The sequence below is a fragment of the Streptomyces sp. AHU1 genome (genome assembly GCF_045343905.1).
GTDB lineage: Bacteria > Actinomycetota > Actinomycetes > Streptomycetales > Streptomycetaceae > Streptomyces > Streptomyces triticiradicis.
Genome location: NZ_CP174283.1, coordinates 2,662,445 through 2,678,340 on the forward strand (window position 1 = coordinate 2,662,445; position 15,896 = coordinate 2,678,340).

At 71.4% G+C, this 15,896-nt stretch carries 13 protein-coding genes; 1 reads left to right on the plus strand and 12 read right to left on the minus strand.

Annotated elements, in window-relative coordinates; translation table 11 throughout:
* Nucleotides 1–5 precede the first annotated feature (5 nt).
* The 12 genes from pgeF to rsmH form a co-directional block, all read right to left on the minus strand.
* Nucleotides 6–743, minus strand: a complete 738-nt coding sequence (gene pgeF / locus ACICHK_RS12125) for a peptidoglycan editing factor PgeF (RefSeq protein ID WP_406836896.1) — start codon at nt 741–743, stop codon at nt 6–8.
* Entirely contained in the window at nt 740–1,936 is a 1,197-nt protein-coding gene (ftsZ, locus tag ACICHK_RS12130; RefSeq protein ID WP_406836897.1) for a cell division protein FtsZ, read from the minus strand. The genes pgeF and ftsZ overlap by 4 nt, the downstream gene beginning before the upstream one ends.
* A 275-nt stretch (nt 1,937–2,211) precedes the next feature.
* Nucleotides 2,212–2,997 carry a cell division protein FtsQ/DivIB gene (locus tag ACICHK_RS12135; RefSeq protein WP_406836898.1) on the minus strand — a complete coding sequence of 262 codons (786 nt, stop codon included), beginning with the start codon at nt 2,995–2,997 and terminating at the stop codon, nt 2,212–2,214.
* A 25-nt stretch (nt 2,998–3,022) separates the two neighbouring features.
* Complete coding sequence (gene murG, locus ACICHK_RS12140; protein ID WP_151469735.1) at nt 3,023–4,114, minus strand: undecaprenyldiphospho-muramoylpentapeptide beta-N-acetylglucosaminyltransferase; 1,092 nt, start codon at nt 4,112–4,114, stop codon at nt 3,023–3,025.
* A gap of 6 nt (nt 4,115–4,120) precedes the next feature.
* On the minus strand, nt 4,121–5,479 hold the full coding sequence (gene ftsW / locus ACICHK_RS12145; protein ID WP_406836899.1) for a putative lipid II flippase FtsW: 1,359 nt from the start codon (nt 5,477–5,479) through the stop codon (nt 4,121–4,123).
* Between the two features lie 68 nt (nt 5,480–5,547).
* Nucleotides 5,548–6,975 carry a UDP-N-acetylmuramoyl-L-alanine--D-glutamate ligase gene (gene murD / locus ACICHK_RS12150; RefSeq protein WP_406836900.1) on the minus strand — a complete coding sequence of 476 codons (1,428 nt, stop codon included), beginning with the start codon at nt 6,973–6,975 and terminating at the stop codon, nt 5,548–5,550.
* Nucleotides 6,957–8,030, minus strand: coding sequence for a phospho-N-acetylmuramoyl-pentapeptide-transferase (gene mraY / locus ACICHK_RS12155; RefSeq protein WP_192582406.1), 1,074 nt, complete (start codon nt 8,028–8,030; stop codon nt 6,957–6,959). Before mraY ends, murD begins: the two co-directional genes overlap by 19 nt.
* On the minus strand, nt 8,027–9,433 hold the full coding sequence (murF, locus tag ACICHK_RS12160) for a UDP-N-acetylmuramoyl-tripeptide--D-alanyl-D-alanine ligase (protein WP_406836901.1): 1,407 nt from the start codon (nt 9,431–9,433) through the stop codon (nt 8,027–8,029). The genes mraY and murF overlap by 4 nt, the downstream gene beginning before the upstream one ends.
* 4 nt (nt 9,434–9,437) lie before the next feature.
* The gene (locus tag ACICHK_RS12165; protein ID WP_406836902.1) at nt 9,438–11,105 is read right to left on the minus strand and encodes a UDP-N-acetylmuramoyl-L-alanyl-D-glutamate--2,6-diaminopimelate ligase; all 1,668 of its coding nucleotides are present in this window, start codon (nt 11,103–11,105) and stop codon (nt 9,438–9,440) included.
* 56 nt (nt 11,106–11,161) lie between these two features.
* Nucleotides 11,162–13,114 carry a peptidoglycan D,D-transpeptidase FtsI family protein gene (locus ACICHK_RS12170; RefSeq protein ID WP_406836903.1) on the minus strand — a complete coding sequence of 651 codons (1,953 nt, stop codon included), beginning with the start codon at nt 13,112–13,114 and terminating at the stop codon, nt 11,162–11,164.
* Nucleotides 13,115–13,119: 5 nt separating this feature from the next.
* On the minus strand, nt 13,120–13,602 hold the full coding sequence (locus ACICHK_RS12175; RefSeq protein WP_406836904.1) for a hypothetical protein: 483 nt from the start codon (nt 13,600–13,602) through the stop codon (nt 13,120–13,122).
* 215 nt (nt 13,603–13,817) lie between these two features.
* Complete coding sequence (gene rsmH / locus ACICHK_RS12180; RefSeq protein WP_406836905.1) at nt 13,818–14,825, minus strand: 16S rRNA (cytosine(1402)-N(4))-methyltransferase RsmH; 1,008 nt, start codon at nt 14,823–14,825, stop codon at nt 13,818–13,820.
* Between the two features lie 362 nt (nt 14,826–15,187).
* Here rsmH and ACICHK_RS12185 point away from each other — a divergent pair, with 362 nt between their 5' ends.
* Nucleotides 15,188–15,799 carry a beta-class carbonic anhydrase gene (locus ACICHK_RS12185; RefSeq protein ID WP_406836906.1) on the plus strand — a complete coding sequence of 204 codons (612 nt, stop codon included), beginning with the start codon at nt 15,188–15,190 and terminating at the stop codon, nt 15,797–15,799.
* The last annotated feature ends 97 nt before the right edge of the window (nt 15,800–15,896 follow it).

A 15,896-nucleotide genomic window follows, 5' to 3' on the forward strand; every position in this document is an offset into this window, starting at 1 on the left:
TCCCATCAGTCCAGCCAGACGTAACCCGCGAGCCGCCCGGTCGTGCGGTCCCGCCGGTACGAGAAGTGGTCCCCCGATTCGAGCGTGCACACCGGCGACCGCTCCCGGTCGCGCACTCCGAGCCGTTCCAGCTGCGCGTGCACCCCGGCGGTCACGTCGACCGCGGGCGTCCCCCACGACGTCTCGGCGTACGCCGCGGGCTCCACGGCGGCGACCTCGGCGCGCATCGCGCCCGGCACCTCGTAGCACCGTCCGCAGACGGCGGGGCCGGTGCGGGCGACGATCCTGGCCGGGTCGGCGCCGAGCTCCACCATGGCCCGCACGGCCGCGGGAACCACGCCGGCGACCATGCCGGGCCGTCCCGCGTGCGCGGCGGCCGCCACCCCGGCGACGGGGTCGGCCAGCAGGACGGGCGTGCAGTCGGCGGTGAGGACGGCGAGCGCGAGCCCGCGCCGCGTCGTGACGACCGCGTCGACCGCGGGGATCTCCGAGGCACCCCAGGGTGCCTCCACGACCGCCACGTCCGGCCCGTGCACCTGGTTCATCCAGACGACCCGCTCGGGATCGATCCCGAGCTCCTTGGCGGCCAGTTCCCGGTTGGCGCGTACGGCGTCGGGGTCGTCGCCGACCGCTCCGCCGAGGTTGAGCTCCTCGTACGGAACGGCGCTCACCCCGCCCCACCTGTCGGTGAAGGCGAAGTGGGCGCCGCTCACGGTGCTCGCCGCGGAGCGCTGTCCTATCACTTCAGGAAGTCCGGCACGTCCAGTTCCTCGGCCGCGCTGTCCGAGTAGGAGCGGGACGGCGGGACCGGCGGGGGGGACACCGGCAGCTCGCTGACCGGCTCCGGAGCGGGCTCCGGGGCGGGCTCCTTGGGCGTGACGCTGCCGAGCGTCCCGAAGGACGGGCGGCTCTCGGCGGGACGGGACGGAGCGGGCTCCTCGCGCCGGGCCGTGGCCGAGCCGAGGACGTTCTCCCGCTTGGCCGGCGGCTGCCCGCCGTCGAAGCCGGCGGCGATGACGGTGACCCGGACCTCGTCGCCGAGGGCGTCGTCGATGACCGCGCCGAAGATGATGTTGGCCTCGGGGTGCGCCGCCTCGCTGACCAGCTGGGCCGCTTCGTTGATCTCGAACAGGCCGAGGTCGGAGCCGCCGGAGATGGAGAGCAGGACACCGCGGGCGCCGTCGATGGACGCCTCGAGCAGCGGCGAGGAGATGGCCATCTCGGCCGCCGCCACCGCGCGGTCGTCGCCGCGGGCGGAGCCGATGCCCATGAGCGCCGAACCGGCCTCGGACATGACGGACTTGACGTCGGCGAAGTCGAGGTTGATCAGACCGGGCGTGGTGATCAGGTCGGTGATGCCCTGGACACCGGAGAGCAGGACCTGGTCGGCGGACTTGAAGGCGTCGAGGACGGAGACCTGGCGGTCCGAGATGGACAGCAGCCGGTCGTTCGGGATGACGATGAGGGTGTCGACCTCTTCGCGGAGCTCCGCGATGCCGTCCTCGGCCTGGTTGGCGCGGCGCCGTCCCTCGAAGGTGAACGGGCGGGTGACCACGCCGATGGTGAGGGCTCCCAGCGAGCGGGCGATGTTGGCCACGACGGGCGCGCCGCCGGTGCCGGTGCCGCCGCCCTCGCCGGCCGTCACGAAGACCATGTCGGCCCCCTTGAGGACCTCCTCGATCTCCTCGCGGTGGTCCTCGGCGGCCTTGCGGCCGACCGCCGGGTTCGCTCCGGCCCCGAGGCCGCGCGTGAGTTCCCGGCCGACGTCGAGCTTGACGTCGGCGTCGCTCATCAACAGCGCCTGCGCGTCGGTGTTGATGGCGATGAACTCGACGCCCTTGAGACCGACTTCGATCATCCGGTTGATGGCATTGACACCACCGCCGCCGACACCGATGACTTTGATGACTGCGAGGTAGTTCTGCGGTGCTGCCACGTCGAAGGCCTCTCGCCTCGAGTTACGTGTCGCCGCCTCGCACGCTCGCGATCCGACGACTGATGCCGAACGGGACGGTCCGAACACCGACCCGAACCCTAACGCTGAAGTTTAGGGTTACCAGTGTGTCTGTTCCTTGGACTCTTCCGAACAGGACACTAAGTCGACAAGCGGCGCGCGTTCAACGAACACGCCGAACCTCCCGTTTTTCTTTTCACCCTATGTGATCAGGCGCAGCACTGCCCAACCAGGGTGCTGGCCTGCACCGATGCCGGTCAACTGCCCGACGAGGCGGGGGCTGTGGGAGCACTCACGTCGAAGTGCCGGGCCCCGGGATCGGCTTTCATGAGAGCAAGGAGCGTCCTGGCCTTCGCCCGGCCCCTCTCGGCGCTGCCCCACTCGACGGTCCGGCCGCCCCCCAGTTCCAGCGAGACGGCGTCGTAGGAACGGACCTTGACGGTACGGGTGTCACGGGCGACTTCGCCCGGGATGTCCCCGGCGATCCGCACCGCCTCGCGCACCAGGCGGTCGGCGGGGAAGCGACGCGCGGCGGCGCCCTTCGACACCGCCAACTCCAGGACGGGCACGCCCTTCGGGGCTTCGGGAACCGTGGCGAACCGGACGCCCTCGGCGTCCACTTCGACGAACTTCGCGCCTTTTCCGACGATCAGCACCGGAGTCCGTTCGGTCACTTCCAGACCGATTCCGTGCGGCCAGGACCGGACGACCTCGACCGAGTCGATCCGGGGCAACTCCCTGAGCAGGCGCGCCTCGATCGCGTCCGTGTCGACGGAGACCAGCGGGGACCCGACCGGCACGCCGGCCGCCTCCCGCACCTGCGCGGCGGTCAGCACCCGCACCCCGGAGACCTGCACGCCCTCCGTGCGCAGCCAGGGGGAACCGTAGAGGGTCCACACCGTGGCGGCCCCGGCCAACACCACGGCGGACAAAAGGATGATGAGCCTACGAAAGCGGCGGATCCGCCCGACGAGGGGCGGCCGGGGCGGGCCGGACTCCGGCTTCTGCCGTTCACCGCGCTCGGCGGTCGTCGGTCCGGCCACGCTCCCTGCCTTCCCTCATGCGGTCCTAGTGGTGGCGCGAGGCGATCGCCTCGTACACCATGCCGACGAGCAGGTCGTCGGCGTCCCGGCGGCCGAACTCACCGGCGGCGCGCGACATCTCGTACAGCTTGTGCGGGTCGGCGAGCACGGGCAGCACGTTCTGCTGCACCCACTGCGGGGTGAGTTCCGCGTCGTCGACCAGCAGTCCGCCGCCGGCCTTGACCACCGGCTGGGCGTTCAGCCGCTGTTCGCCGTTGCCGATGGGCAGCGGGACGTAGGCGGCGGGCAGTCCGACGGCGGAGAGCTCGGCGACGGTCATCGCTCCGGCGCGGCAGAGCATCATGTCGGCCGCGGCGTACGCGAGATCCATCCGGTCCACGTACGGTACCGGGATGTACGGGGGCATCCCCGGCATCTGGTGCACCTGCGGCAGTTCGTTCTTCGGGCCGACCGCGTGCAGGATCTGGATCCCGGCCTGCTGGAGGTACGGAGCCGCCTGCTGGACCACCTCGTTGAGGCGGCGGGCGCCCTGCGAGCCGCCCGACACGAGGAGCGTCGGCAGGTTCGGGTCGAGACCGAACGCGGCGCGCGCCTCGGGCCGTACGGCGGCCCTGTCGAGGGTGGCGATGGAGCGGCGCAGCGGGATGCCGATGTAACGCGCCCCGCGGAGCTTGCTGTCGGGCGTGGAGACGGCGACCTGGGCCGCGTACCGCGAACCGATCTTGTTGGCCAGTCCGGGCCTGGCGTTGGCCTCGTGGATGACGATCGGCACGCCGAGGCGCTTGGCCGCCAGATAGCCGGGCAGGGCCACGTAGCCGCCGAAGCCGACGACCGCGTCCGCCTTGGTCCGCTCCAGGATCTGCTCGACGGCCTTGATCGTGCCGCGCAGCCGCCCGGGGACGGTGATCAGCTCCGGGGTGGGCTTGCGCGGCAGCGGCACGGCCGGGATGAGCGCGAGTTCGTAGCCGCGCTCGGGTACGAGCCGGGTCTCGAGCCCCCGTTCCGTGCCCAGGGCCGTGATCCCCACGGTCGGGTCCTGCCTGCGCAGGGCATCCGCGAGGGCGAGCGCGGGCTCGATGTGGCCGGCGGTCCCCCCGCCGGCGAGTACGACATGCACCGAAATTCACCGCTCTCCGGACGAACGCGCCGCAGAGGCACGCCGTCGCATCGTGTTCCATCTCCGGGGCCCCGCGGCCCTTGCGGACTCTCTCACCGCACCCCGCTTTCTGCCAAAGCGGGGTTGCCGCATCGCGAGAGCCGCCCGCGCAGCGGGATCCTCACGCGCGAAGGCGATCAGCAGCCCGATGGCGAACATGGTCGGCAGCAGGGCGGACCCTCCGTAGGAGAACAGCGGGAGCGGGACACCGGCGATCGGCAGCAGACCGAGCACCGCACCGATGTTGATCACGGCCTGGGCCGTGATCCAGGTGGTCACGCCTCCCGCGGCATACCTCACGAAGGGGTCCTCCGTGCGTCCGGCCACGCGGATACCCGCATAGCCTAGAGCCGCGAAGAGGGCGAGCACCGACAGCGTCCCCGCGAGGCCCAGTTCCTCCCCAGTGATGGCGAAGATGAAGTCGGTGTGCGCTTCGGGCAGTTGGCCCCATTTCTCCACGCTGGCACCGAGACCGGAACCGAAGAATCCGCCGGAGGCGAGGGCGTAGATGCCGTGCACGGCCTGCCAGCAGGTGTCGTTCGGCCCCGGCTCCGTCGCACCGATGCAGGCCAGCCTGGACATGCGGTTGGGACTCGTCTTGATGAGGACGAAGCCGATCGCCAGGGCGACGGACAGCACGCCCACGAACAGCCGGGTGGGCGCCCCGGCCAGCCACAGCAGCCCGAACAGGATGGCCGTGAGGATGATCGCGGTGCCCATGTCGCCGCCGAGCATGATCAGGCCGAGCAGCATGAAGGCGGCGGGCACGAGCGGGACCAGCATGTGCTTCCACTGGGTCAGCAGCCGCCGCTCCTGCTTGCGGGCGAGCAGATCGGCTCCCCAGAGCACGAGCGCGAGCTTGCCGAACTCGCTGGGCTGGATCTGGAACGAGCCGCCCAGCGAGATCCAGTTCTGGTTGCCGTTGACCGAGAGCCCTATCCCGGGCACCTGCACCAGGACCATCATGAAGACGGCACCCGCCAGGATCGGGTAGGCCAGGGCCCGGTGCAGCTTCACCGGCATCCGTGAGGCGGCGAACAGCAGCGCACCGCCGATCAGCGCGGCCAGGAACTGCTTGCGGAAGAAGTACGACCCGGGCAGCGACAGCTGGAGCGCCGTGATCTGCGAGGCCGAGTAGACCATCACGAGCCCCAGCACGGTGATCAGCAGGCTGCCGCCGAGGATCAGGTAGTACGCGGTCAGCGGCCGGTCCCAGGCCTTGCGGGCACGCAGGTGGAGACGGCGTACGGGATTGTCGCGCGGCACCCGTGCGGCGGGCCGGCCGGCCTTCCGCGCGGGAGGGCGGCCGGTCCTGCTAGTCGGCATCGGAGTCTCCGGGCCACAGCGATGTCACGCGTCCGTCCCTCCCAGGTCCGCCCGGCCAGGCAACCGGGTCAGGCGCCGAGTTCGCGGACCGCCTCCGCGAACGCGTCACCGCGCTTGTTGTAGTTGGCGAACATGTCCATGGACGCACAGGCCGGGGCCAACAGCACCGTGTCCCCGGGCTCGGCGAGCCTCCTGGCCTCCTGGACAGCCGCGAGCATCGCCCCAGTGTCGGTCCGGTCGAGGTCGACGACCGGTACCTCGGGGGCGTGTCGCGCCAGGGCTTCACGGATCAGCACGCGGTCCGCGCCGATCAGGACGACGCCCCGCAGCCGCTTCGCGGACCGGGCGACCAGCTCGTCGAAGGCCGCGCCCTTGGCGAGCCCGCCGGCGATCCACACGATCGACTCGTAGGCCGCCAAGGAGGCTTCCGCGGCATGCGTGTTGGTGGCCTTGGAGTCGTCGACGTAGGCGACCTCGTCCACGTCGGCGACGTGCGCGATGCGGTGCGCGTCCGGGGTGAAGTCCCGCAGTCCGTCCCGTACGGCCCTCGGAGGCACTCCGAAGGCGCGTGCGAGGGCCGCCGCCGCGAGGGCGTTGGCGATGTTGTGCGGGGCGGGCGGGGTCACGTCGGAGACCTCCGCCAGCTCCTGGGCGTTGCGCTGCCGGTTCTCGACGAAGGCGCGGTCGACCAGGATGCCGTCCACGACGCCGAGTTGGGAGGGCCCCGGGGCGCCGAGGGTGAAGCCGACGGCCCGGCAGCCCTCCTCGACGTCCGCGGCGCGCACCAGGTCCTCGGTGGCCTTGTCGGCCACGTTGTAGACGCAGGCGACCCGATTGCCCTCGTAGATACGGCCCTTGTCGGCGGCGTACGCCTCCATGGAGCCGTGCCAGTCCAGGTGGTCGGGCGCGAGGTTCAGCACCACTCCGGAGTGGGCGCGCAGCGAGGGCGCCCAGTGGAGCTGGTAGCTGGAGAGTTCGACCGCGAGGACGTCGTACTCCTCCTCGCCGAGGACGGCGTCGAGGAGGGAGACGCCGATGTTCCCGACCGCAGCCGTGCGCAGGCCCGCCGCCTTCAGGATGGAGGCGAGCATCTGGACGGTCGTGGTCTTGCCGTTGGTGCCGGTGACCGCGAGCCAGGGAGCCGGCTCCCTGCCGTCCAGCCCCCGCAGCCGCCAGGCGAGTTCGACGTCGCCCCAGACCGGGACGCCCGCCGCGGCGGCCGCGGTGAACAGCGGCTTGTCCGGCTGCCAGCCGGGCGCGGTCACGATGAGCTCGGTGCCCTCCGGCAGGGTCGCGCCGTCACCGAGGCGCACGGTGACGCCGAGTGCCTCCAGCTCCGCGGCCTGCGCCCGGGCCCGTTCGTCGTCGCCGTCGTTGACGACGGTGACGATCGCGCCGAGGCCGTGCAGGACCTTGGCCGCCGGGATCCCGGAGACACCGAGGCCGGCGACGGTGACGTGCTTCCCCTGCCAGTCGGTCACTTCTTGGCTGCCCATCCTGCGTAGAAGAGGCCGAGTCCGACGATCACGCAGATGCCCTGGATGATCCAGAAACGGACCACCACGAGGACCTCGGACCAGCCTTTGAGTTCGAAGTGGTGCTGGAGCGGTGCCATCCGGAAGACGCGCTTCCCGGTGAGCCGGAACGAGCCGACCTGGATGACGACCGACATGGTGATGAGGACGAACAGGCCGCCCATGATGGCCACCAGCAGCTCGGTGCGGGAGAGGATGGCCAGGCCGGTGAGGACACCGCCGAGGGCGAGCGAACCGGTGTCGCCCATGAAGATCTTGGCGGGTGACGTGTTCCACCACAGGAAGCCCAGGCAGGCGCCCATCAGCGCGGAGGCCACCACGGCCAGGTCGAGCGGGTCGCGCACCTCGTAGCAGGCGCCCGGGTTGGTCAGGGTCGTCGCGTTGGCGCAGGACTCCTGGAACTGCCAGACGCCGATGAACGTGTAGGCGCCGAAGACGAGCACGGAGGCGCCGGTGGCGAGACCGTCCAGACCGTCGGTGAGGTTCACGCCGTTCGACATCGCGAGGATCATGAACAGCGCCCAGAGCACGAACAGCACCGGGCCGATCTTCCAGCCGAAGTCGGTGATGAACGACAGCTTGTCCGAGGCCGGGGTGTTGCCCCGGTTGTCGGGGAACATCAGGGCCAGCACCGCGAAGCCGATGCCGACGATGAGCTGGCCGGCCATCTTCGCCTTGGCCCGCAGACCGAGCGAACGCCGCTTGACGATCTTGATGTAGTCGTCCAGGAAGCCGACCAGGCCCATGCCGAACATCAGGCCGAGGACCAGCAGACCCGAGTAGGTCGGCGGGTAGCCGGTGATGAGCTTGCTCAGGAAGTACGCGGCGATCGTCGCCAGGATGAAGGCGATACCGCCCATGGTCGGCGTACCGCGCTTGCTGGCGTGCTCGCGCGGGCCGTCGTCGCGGATGTACTGGCCGTAGCCCTTGCGGGCCAGCAGCTTGATCAGCAGCGGCGTGCCGGCCAGGGTCAGGAACAGACCGAGGACTCCCGCGAACAGGATCTGCTTCATCATCGGGCGGAAACCTCACCCTCGGTACCGTCGGCGAGCAGCGCGAGCGCCACCCGTTCCAGCCCGACGGACCTGGACGCCTTCACGAGCACGACGTCCCCTGGGCGCAGCTCGCTGCGCAACAGGTCGACAGCCGCCTGTGCGTCGGACACGTGCACCGACTCCTCACCCCACGAACCCTCGTTATATGCGCCCAGTTGCAGCCAGGACGCTTCCCTGCCCCCGACCGCGACGAGCTTGCCGACATTGAGCCGGACGGCAAGCCGTCCGACCGCGTCGTGCTCGGCGAGCGCCTCGTCCCCGAGCTCGGCCATCTGACCGAGCACCGCCCACGTACGACGTCCCTTGCCCATCGCCGCGAGCGCGCGCAGGGCGGCCCGCATGGACTCGGGGTTCGCGTTGTAGGCGTCGTTGACGACCGTCACGCCGTCCGGACGCTCGGTGACCTCCATCCGCCAGCGGGAGAGGGAGCCCGCCTCGGAGAGCGCGCGGGCGATCTCGTCTGCGGACATGCCCAGCTCATGGGCGACGGCGGCCGCGGCGAGCGCGTTCGACACGTGGTGCTCACCGTACAGGCGCATGGTCACATCACTGCACCCGGAGGGTGTGCGAAGACTGAAGGAAGGCTGTCCGCTCTCCGTGAGCCGGACGTTCTCGGCCCGTACGTCCGCTTCGTCGGACTCTCCGAAGAGGATCACGCGCGCCTTCGTGCGCGACGCCATGGCGCGTACGAGGGGATCGTCCGCGTTGAGGATCGCGGCGCCGTCCTCGGGGAGGCTCTCGACGAGCTCGCCCTTTGCTCGCGCGATCTGTTCGCGGCCGCCGAACTCGCCGATGTGGGCGGTGCCGACGTTGAGGACGAGACCGACCCTCGGCGGGGTGAGCTCCGTCAGGTAGCGGATGTGGCCGATGCCGCGGGCGCCCATCTCCAGCACGAGGAACTTCGTCTCCTCGGTGGCGCTGAGCGCGGTGAGCGGCAGTCCGATCTCGTTGTTGAGGGAGCCGGGGGTGAAGACGGTCGGCGCCTTGCTCCGCAGGACCTGGGCGATCAGGTCCTTGGTGCTGGTCTTGCCCGCGGATCCGGTGAGGGCCACGAGGGTCGCGCCGAGCCGTTCCACGACGTGGCGGGCGAGGGCGCCGAGGGCCGTCTGCACGTCGTCGACGACGATGGCGGGCACGCCGACGGGGCGGGACGCCAGGACGGCGGCCGCGCCCGCCTCGATCACCGCCTCCGCGTAGTCGTGGCCGTCCACGCGTTCGCCGACGAAGGCGACGAAGAGGCTGCCGGACTCCACCTCACGGGAGTCCCTGACGACCGGTCCGGTGACCTGTAGCGCCGGATCCGGTATGTCGTACGTCTGCCCGCCGACGACTGCTGCGATCTCGGCGAGGGAGAGGGCGATCACAAGTTCATCCCTGGGTCTGCTGGATAGCTTCGCGAAGTACCTGGCGGTCGTCGAAGGGACGCACCACCCCGGCGATGTCCTGGCCCTGCTCGTGGCCCTTGCCGGCGACCAGCACGGTGTCCCCCGGCTTTGCGCGCGCGACGGCCGAGGCGATGGCGGCGGCCCGGTCCTCGAAGACCTGGACCTCGCCGCGCTCGTGGGCCGGTACCTCGGCGGCTCCCGCGAGCATCGTGGCGAGGATCGCCAGCGGATCCTCGGAGCGGGGGTTGTCGGAGGTGAGGACGGCGGTGTCGGCGAGCCGGGCCACGGCCGCGCCCATCGGCTTCCGCTTGGTCCTGTCCCGGTCGCCGCCGCAGCCGAGCACCACGTGCAGTCTGCCCTCGGTCACCTTGCGCAGGGCGCGCAGGACCGATTCGACGGCGTCCGTCTTGTGGGCGTAGTCGACGACGGCGAGGTACGGCTGCCCCTCGTCCACCCGCTCCAGCCGGCCCGGGACCCCCGGGACGGCGGCGATGCCGTCCGCGGCGGTCTGCGCGTCGATCCCGGCGGCCGTGAGGGCGACGATCGCGGCGAGGGTGTTCGCCACGTTGAAGGGGCCCGCGAGCGGCGAGCGGGCGGTGATCCGCTCGCCCTTGGGGCCGACCGCGGTGAACGTGGAGTCCATCGGCCCGACCTCGACGTCCTCGGCGCGCCAGTCGGCGTCCGGGTGGCCCTCGGCGGAGAAGGTGACGACCGGGACGGTGGCCTCCCCGGCGAGCCTGCGGCCGTACTCGTCGTCGAGGTTCACGACGCCGAGCCGGCTGCGCCGGGCCGTGAACAGCTGGGCCTTGGCCTGGAAGTAGTCCTCCATGCCCGTGTGGAACTCCATGTGTTCCGGGCTGAGGTTGTTGAAGACGGCGACGTCGAAGACGCAGCCGTCGACGCGGCCGAGGACCAGCGCGTGGCTGGAGACCTCCATCGCGACCGAGTCGACGCCGCGCTCGCGCATGACGGCGAACAGGGCCTGGAGGTCGGTGGCCTCGGGCGTGGTGCGCTCCGACTTGATGCGCTCGTCGCCGATGCGCATCTCGACGGTGCCGATCAGGCCGGTGGAGCGGACCGTCTTCAGGCCGCCCTCGACGAGGTAGGCCGTCGTGGTCTTGCCGGAGGTGCCCGTGATGCCGATCTGGAGGAGGTCGCGTCCCGGGTGGCCGTAGATGGTGGCCGCCAGCTCGCCCATCGATCCGCGCGGGTCCTCGACGACGAGGACCGGCAGACCGGTGGCCGCGGCGCGCTCGGCGCCGGTCGGGTCGGTGAGCACGGCGACGGCGCCGAGGCCGGCCGCCTGGGTCACGAAGTCGGCGCCGTGCAGACGGGCACCGGGCAGGGCGGCGTACACGTCGCCGGGGCGCACCGCCCGGGAGTCATGGGTGATGCCCGTGACCCCGGCGTCGCTCTCCGGCTGCTCGGCACCCAGCTGATCAGCCAGCTCCGCGACGGGGGTGGCGGAGACGTGAACCGGACGCGGCGGCCCCGGATAGGTCACAGGGACGTCCTTCTGGGTGGTTTGGGACTGATCAGCTTGTGGCACGGCGGTGAGCGTACCGGGCTCACCCCCGCCGGGGCGAAGCGAGGGCTCGGACGGGGTCTGCTGGGGGTTCTGGTTCCCGGGGTCCGGGGTGATCGTTGTCACGAGTGGTTCCTGGTCCGTTGTGCGGGGTGCTGATCACGGAGTGCGGTCGGGGGCGGTCACGGCGTGAAGTCGACGGGCAGCCGGGCCGCCTTGGCCCCGGTGGGCGGGACCTGAAGGGTCTTGAGGGCGAACTCCATCACCTGCTTGAAGACGGGCCCGCAGATCTGGCCGCCGAAGTAGAGGCCCTTCGTGGCGTTCTGGATCGCGCAGTAGACGGTGATCCGGGGCTTGTCCGCCGGGGCGAATCCGGCGAAGGAGGAGGTGTAGCCGTGATACTTGCCGGTGGCCGGATCCACGCGGTTGGCCGTACCGGTCTTGCCCGCGACCCGGTACCCGGGGATGCGCGCCTTGATGCCGGTGCCCTGCTTGTCGTCCACCACGGACTCCAGCATCTGCGCGAGCGTCTTCGCCGTCTTCTCGCTCACGACCCGGTTCTTCTTCGGCGCGGGCGCGGGGGTGAAGCGGCCGTCGGGCCCCTTCGTGCCGCGCACCAGGGTCGGCTCGATCCGCACGCCGCCGTTGGCGATCGTCGAGTAGACGGAGGCCGCCTGCATCGCGTTGATCGACATGCCCTGGCCGAAAGGGATCGTGTACTGCTGCGAGGTCGACCACTTGTCGGCGGGCGCGAGGATGCCCGCCGTCTCGCCGGGGAATCCGAGCCCGGTGGGGCTGCCGATGCCGAACTTGCGCAGATACGAGTAGAGGACCTGGTTGGCCTGTTTCTGGGTCTTGCCGAGCTGGCCGGTCGCCAGGATGGTGCCGATGTTGCTGGACATGGCGAGCACGCCGTTGAGCGTGAGGTTCCAGGTCTTGTGGTCGACGTCGTCCTGGAAGAGCCGGTCGCCGCGGTGCAGCCGGTTGGGCACGACGACATGGGTGCCGGGCGTCGCCGCGTTCTCCTGGAGGACGGCGGCCATCGACATCACCTTGGCGGTGGAGCCGGGCTCGTAGGCGTCCTGGAGGGCCGCGTTGCCCATGGCCGCCGTGTCGGCCCGGCTCAGGTCGTTGGGATCGAAGCCGGGCGCGTTGGCCATGGCGAGGACCTGGCCGGTCCTGGTGTCCTGCACTATCACGTAGCCGCGGTCCGCCCTGGACTTCTTCACCTGCTGGGTGATGGCGTCCTGCGCGGCCCACTGGATGTCCCGGTCGATGGTGAGCTCCACGTCGGAGCCGGCCACGGCCGGTGTCTCGGTGGAGCCCACGGTCGGCACCTGGCGGCCCCCGGACTGGGCGTAGCGGATCTTGCCGTCCTTACCGGTGAGCGCCTTGTCCAACTGCTGCTCGATGCCGCCGCCGCCCTTGCCGTCGGCGTTGACCCAGCCCAGTATCCCGGCGGCGAGATCGCCGTTCGGGTACACGCGCTTGCTGGCCGGGACCGCGAGGACGCCCGCGAGGACGTTGACCGTGCCCTTGTCGGTCTCGGCCTTGGTCCCGAGCGTGCTCTTCAGGTCCTTGATCTGCTGCCAGACCTGGGGGGTGCGGCGGTGCGCGAGGAGCGTGTAGCGGGTGTTCCTCGTCCGCAGCTTCCCGGCGACGGTGTCCACGTCCTGGTCGATGATCGGGCCGAGGAGGGCCGCGGCCTGTTCGGGGGCGTCCCCCACCCCGGTGGCCTCGCGCGTGAACATCGTCGGGTCCGCGGTGATGTCGTACGCGTCCACGCTCGTCGCCAGCTCGACGCCGTCGCGGTCGGTGATCCCGCCGCGCTCGGCGGCCAGGGTGCGCCCGACGTACCGGTTCTGTTCGGCCTTGGCGGCGTAGGTGCTCGCGTCGACGGCCTGCACCTGGAGCAGCCGCACCACGAACGCGGTCATCACCAGGGTCAGCGCGAGGCTGACCATGCGCAGACGCGGGCGGGGGCTGCCCAGCCGGATGACGCGCGGACCGTCGGAGCGGGCCGCGGCCGGGCGGCGCACGGGGCGGGCGCCCGGACCCGGGCGGTTCCGGCCGGCCGGGCGCGCGGGCCTGGCGGGGCCGGGCACTCGGCGGCGCGGCGGTTCCCTGTCGGACACTTCCGTCACCTGCCGGGGGTCGTGGAGGGCTGTGCGGACGACTGCCGCGACGAGGCGGACGGTGCCCCGGACCGGGCCGGGGCGAGGACCTCGGGCGGGGTGATCATCGGGGACCGCGCGGCGGAACCGGCGGCTCCGGGAACGCCCTTGACCGTGCCGTCGGGACCCAGGAAGGCCGGGTCGCCGCCGGGGACCATGCCGAGTTCGCGGGCACGGCGCTGGAGCGCGTCGGGGGCGGAGTAGGCGTCCACGTCCCGCTGGAGGGCCTGCTCCTCGTCGGTGAGGCTCTTGGTGTCCTTCTGGAGGTCGTCGAGGCGGAACGCGCCTTCGCTGAGCGCCGAGTTCAGCACGAGGAGCCCGATGAGGCCACCGCCGAGGAGAAGGACGACCAGGAGGACGAAGGGGGTGCGGGCGGCCTGTCCGGCCCCGGCCGGAAGGAGCCGCGCGAGCCGGGCGGCCCGTCCCCTGAGTTCGGGTCTGCCGCTCACGCGCCCTCCCTGTGGCTCTGGTGTGCCGGCCTCACGGCCGCTCCATGGGTCCGGTTCCCTTACTCACGAAACCGCCGGGGATCCGGTTCCCCGGCCCACCGGACCGCAAGGGTCCCGGACGCCCGGCCGCCGCCGTCCGGCGGGTCCGGGGAACGGGTCCGCGGCGCCGCGCGGGTCCGGGTTCCCGCCTCACGGCCCCTCCTTCTCCCCGCGCCTCACTCGGCGGACTCCTCGCGGACGCGCTCCGCCCCCCGCAGCCGGGCGGGGGCCGCTCGCCGGTTCTCGGCGACCTCTTCCTCGGTGGGAAGTTCGGCACCGCGGGTGAGGAGCTTGAGCCGGGGCTGGTAGCGCTCGGGGACGACCGGCAGTCCGGGCGGCGCGGTGTTGGCGGCACCGGCCGCGAACACCTGCTTGACCAGCCGGTCCTCCAGCGAGTGGTACGACAGGACGGCGATGCGGCCGCCGACGGCGAGCGCCTTCACGGCCGCGGGGATCGCCCTCTCCAGGACGCTCAGTTCGCCGTTGACCTCGATGCGCAGCGCCTGGAAGGTGCGCTTGGCGGGGTTGCCGCCGGTGCGCTTGGCCGCCTGGGGCAGCGCGTCACGGATCAGCTCGACGAGCCGCGCGCTGTTGGTGAAGGGCTCCTTCTCGCGCTCGCGCACGATCGCGGAGACGATCCGCTTGGCCTGCTTCTCCTCGCCGTAGGCCCGCAGGATCCGCACCAGTTCGCCCGGCGGGTAGGTGTTGAGCACCTCGGCGGCGCTCACGCCGGTCGTCTGGTCCATGCGCATGTCGAGCGGGGCGTCCTGCGCGTACGCGAACCCCCGGTCCGCCTCGTCGAGTTGCATGGAGGAGACGCCGAGGTCGAACAGGACGCCCTGGACGCGGGGGATGTCCAGGCGGTCGAGCACGTCGGGGAGTTCGTCGTAGACGGCGTGCACCAGGGCGGCGCGGTCGCCGTAGGGGGCGAGCCGCTCTCCGGAGAGGCGCAGCGCCTCCTTGTCGCGGTCCAGGGCGACGAGCCGCACTCCGGGGAACCGGGTGAGCAGTGCCTCGCTGTGACCGCCGAGCCCGAGCGTGCAGTCGACGACCACGGCTCCCGGCTCGGCGAGGGCCGGGGCCAGCATGTCCAGGCACCGCTCGAGCATGACCGGGACGTGTCGGCTCCGCCCCTCCGGTCGCCCGTCGTCAGCCTCGTCGGGAAGCGCTTCGCGCCCTTGCATTCCGGGCCCTCTCAGGTCCGGCGCGGCCATACGCACTGCCGGGTCCCCACCCGCTCGGGAAGGGGAGGCCCGCCGGCGCCGGATGAATGGCGTCGGCCGACCGGGAGCGGGAGGAGGCCGAGCCGTACGTACGCGCCGCGCACGCGGGGAGAGCCCGGAAGGTCGCCGGGTCTCCAGGGAAAACAGTCCAGCGGGGAGAGCCTCGCCTCCCGCTTCGCGCCACTTTAGTCCACGGTGTCTCACGGTCAATCAACCGGCTTGCGCGTCGCGGACGAGGCCCGGACCGAAGCCGCGGATCCGGAAGAGTCACCCGAACGGGCAGGTCGTCACCGCCCGTGTGGATTACCTCACAACAAGCTGCGATGACATTTTTTGTCCCCTCTCACGACACGCTCGGCCCCCACGTGACCAGTAACGTCATGGGTATGACGACTTCCGCATCTGTTCCCACCGAGCCCGAAGACGCCATAGACACGGGGCACTCGGTCACCGACCGCCTCGTCGAGGCGAACGGGAAATACGCCGCCGCCTTCACCGACCCCGGGATGGACGCCCGCCCCGTGCAGCGGGTCGCCGTGGTCGCGTGCATGGACGCCCGCCTCGACCTGCACGCCGCGCTCGGCCTCAGGCTGGGCGACTGTCACACCATCCGCAACGCGGGCGGCGTGGTCACCGACGACGTCATCCGCTCCCTCACCATCAGCCAGCGGGCCCTCGGCACCCGCAGCGTGGCCCTCATCCACCACACCGGCTGCGGCCTGGAGTCCCTCACGGAGGAGTTCCGGCACGACCTGGAGATGGAGGTCGGCCAGCGCCCCGCGTGGGCGGTCGAGGCCTTCCGGGACGTCGACCAGGACGTACGGCAGTCGATGCAGCGCGTGCGCACCTCCCCGTTCCTGGTGCACACCGACGACGTGCGCGGCTTCGTCTTCGACGTCACGACCGGTCTGCTGCGGGAGATCGACCCCTCCTGACCTGCCCCGCCCGACGTCCCCGGTCGCCGGCCCTCCGCAGCTCGTGGGACTCTCTTCTCCACAAAAACCCCGGCCGTCCGGTGCCCAAAGAGCCGTA

Excerpts from the sequence above, each read along its gene's own strand:
- ftsW (WP_406836899.1), bottom strand. The coding sequence starts at position 5,479 with ATGCCGACTAGCAGGACCGGCCGCCCTCCCGCGCGGAAGGCCGGCCGG.
- murD (WP_406836900.1), bottom strand. The coding sequence starts at position 6,975 with ATGGGCAGCCAAGAAGTGACCGACTGGCAGGGGAAGCACGTCACCGTC.
- mraY (WP_192582406.1), bottom strand. The coding sequence starts at position 8,030 with ATGATGAAGCAGATCCTGTTCGCGGGAGTCCTCGGTCTGTTCCTGACC.
- rsmH (WP_406836905.1), bottom strand. The coding sequence starts at position 14,825 with ATGCAAGGGCGCGAAGCGCTTCCCGACGAGGCTGACGACGGGCGACCG.
- ACICHK_RS12185 (WP_406836906.1), top strand. The coding sequence starts at position 15,188 with ATGACATTTTTTGTCCCCTCTCACGACACGCTCGGCCCCCACGTGACC.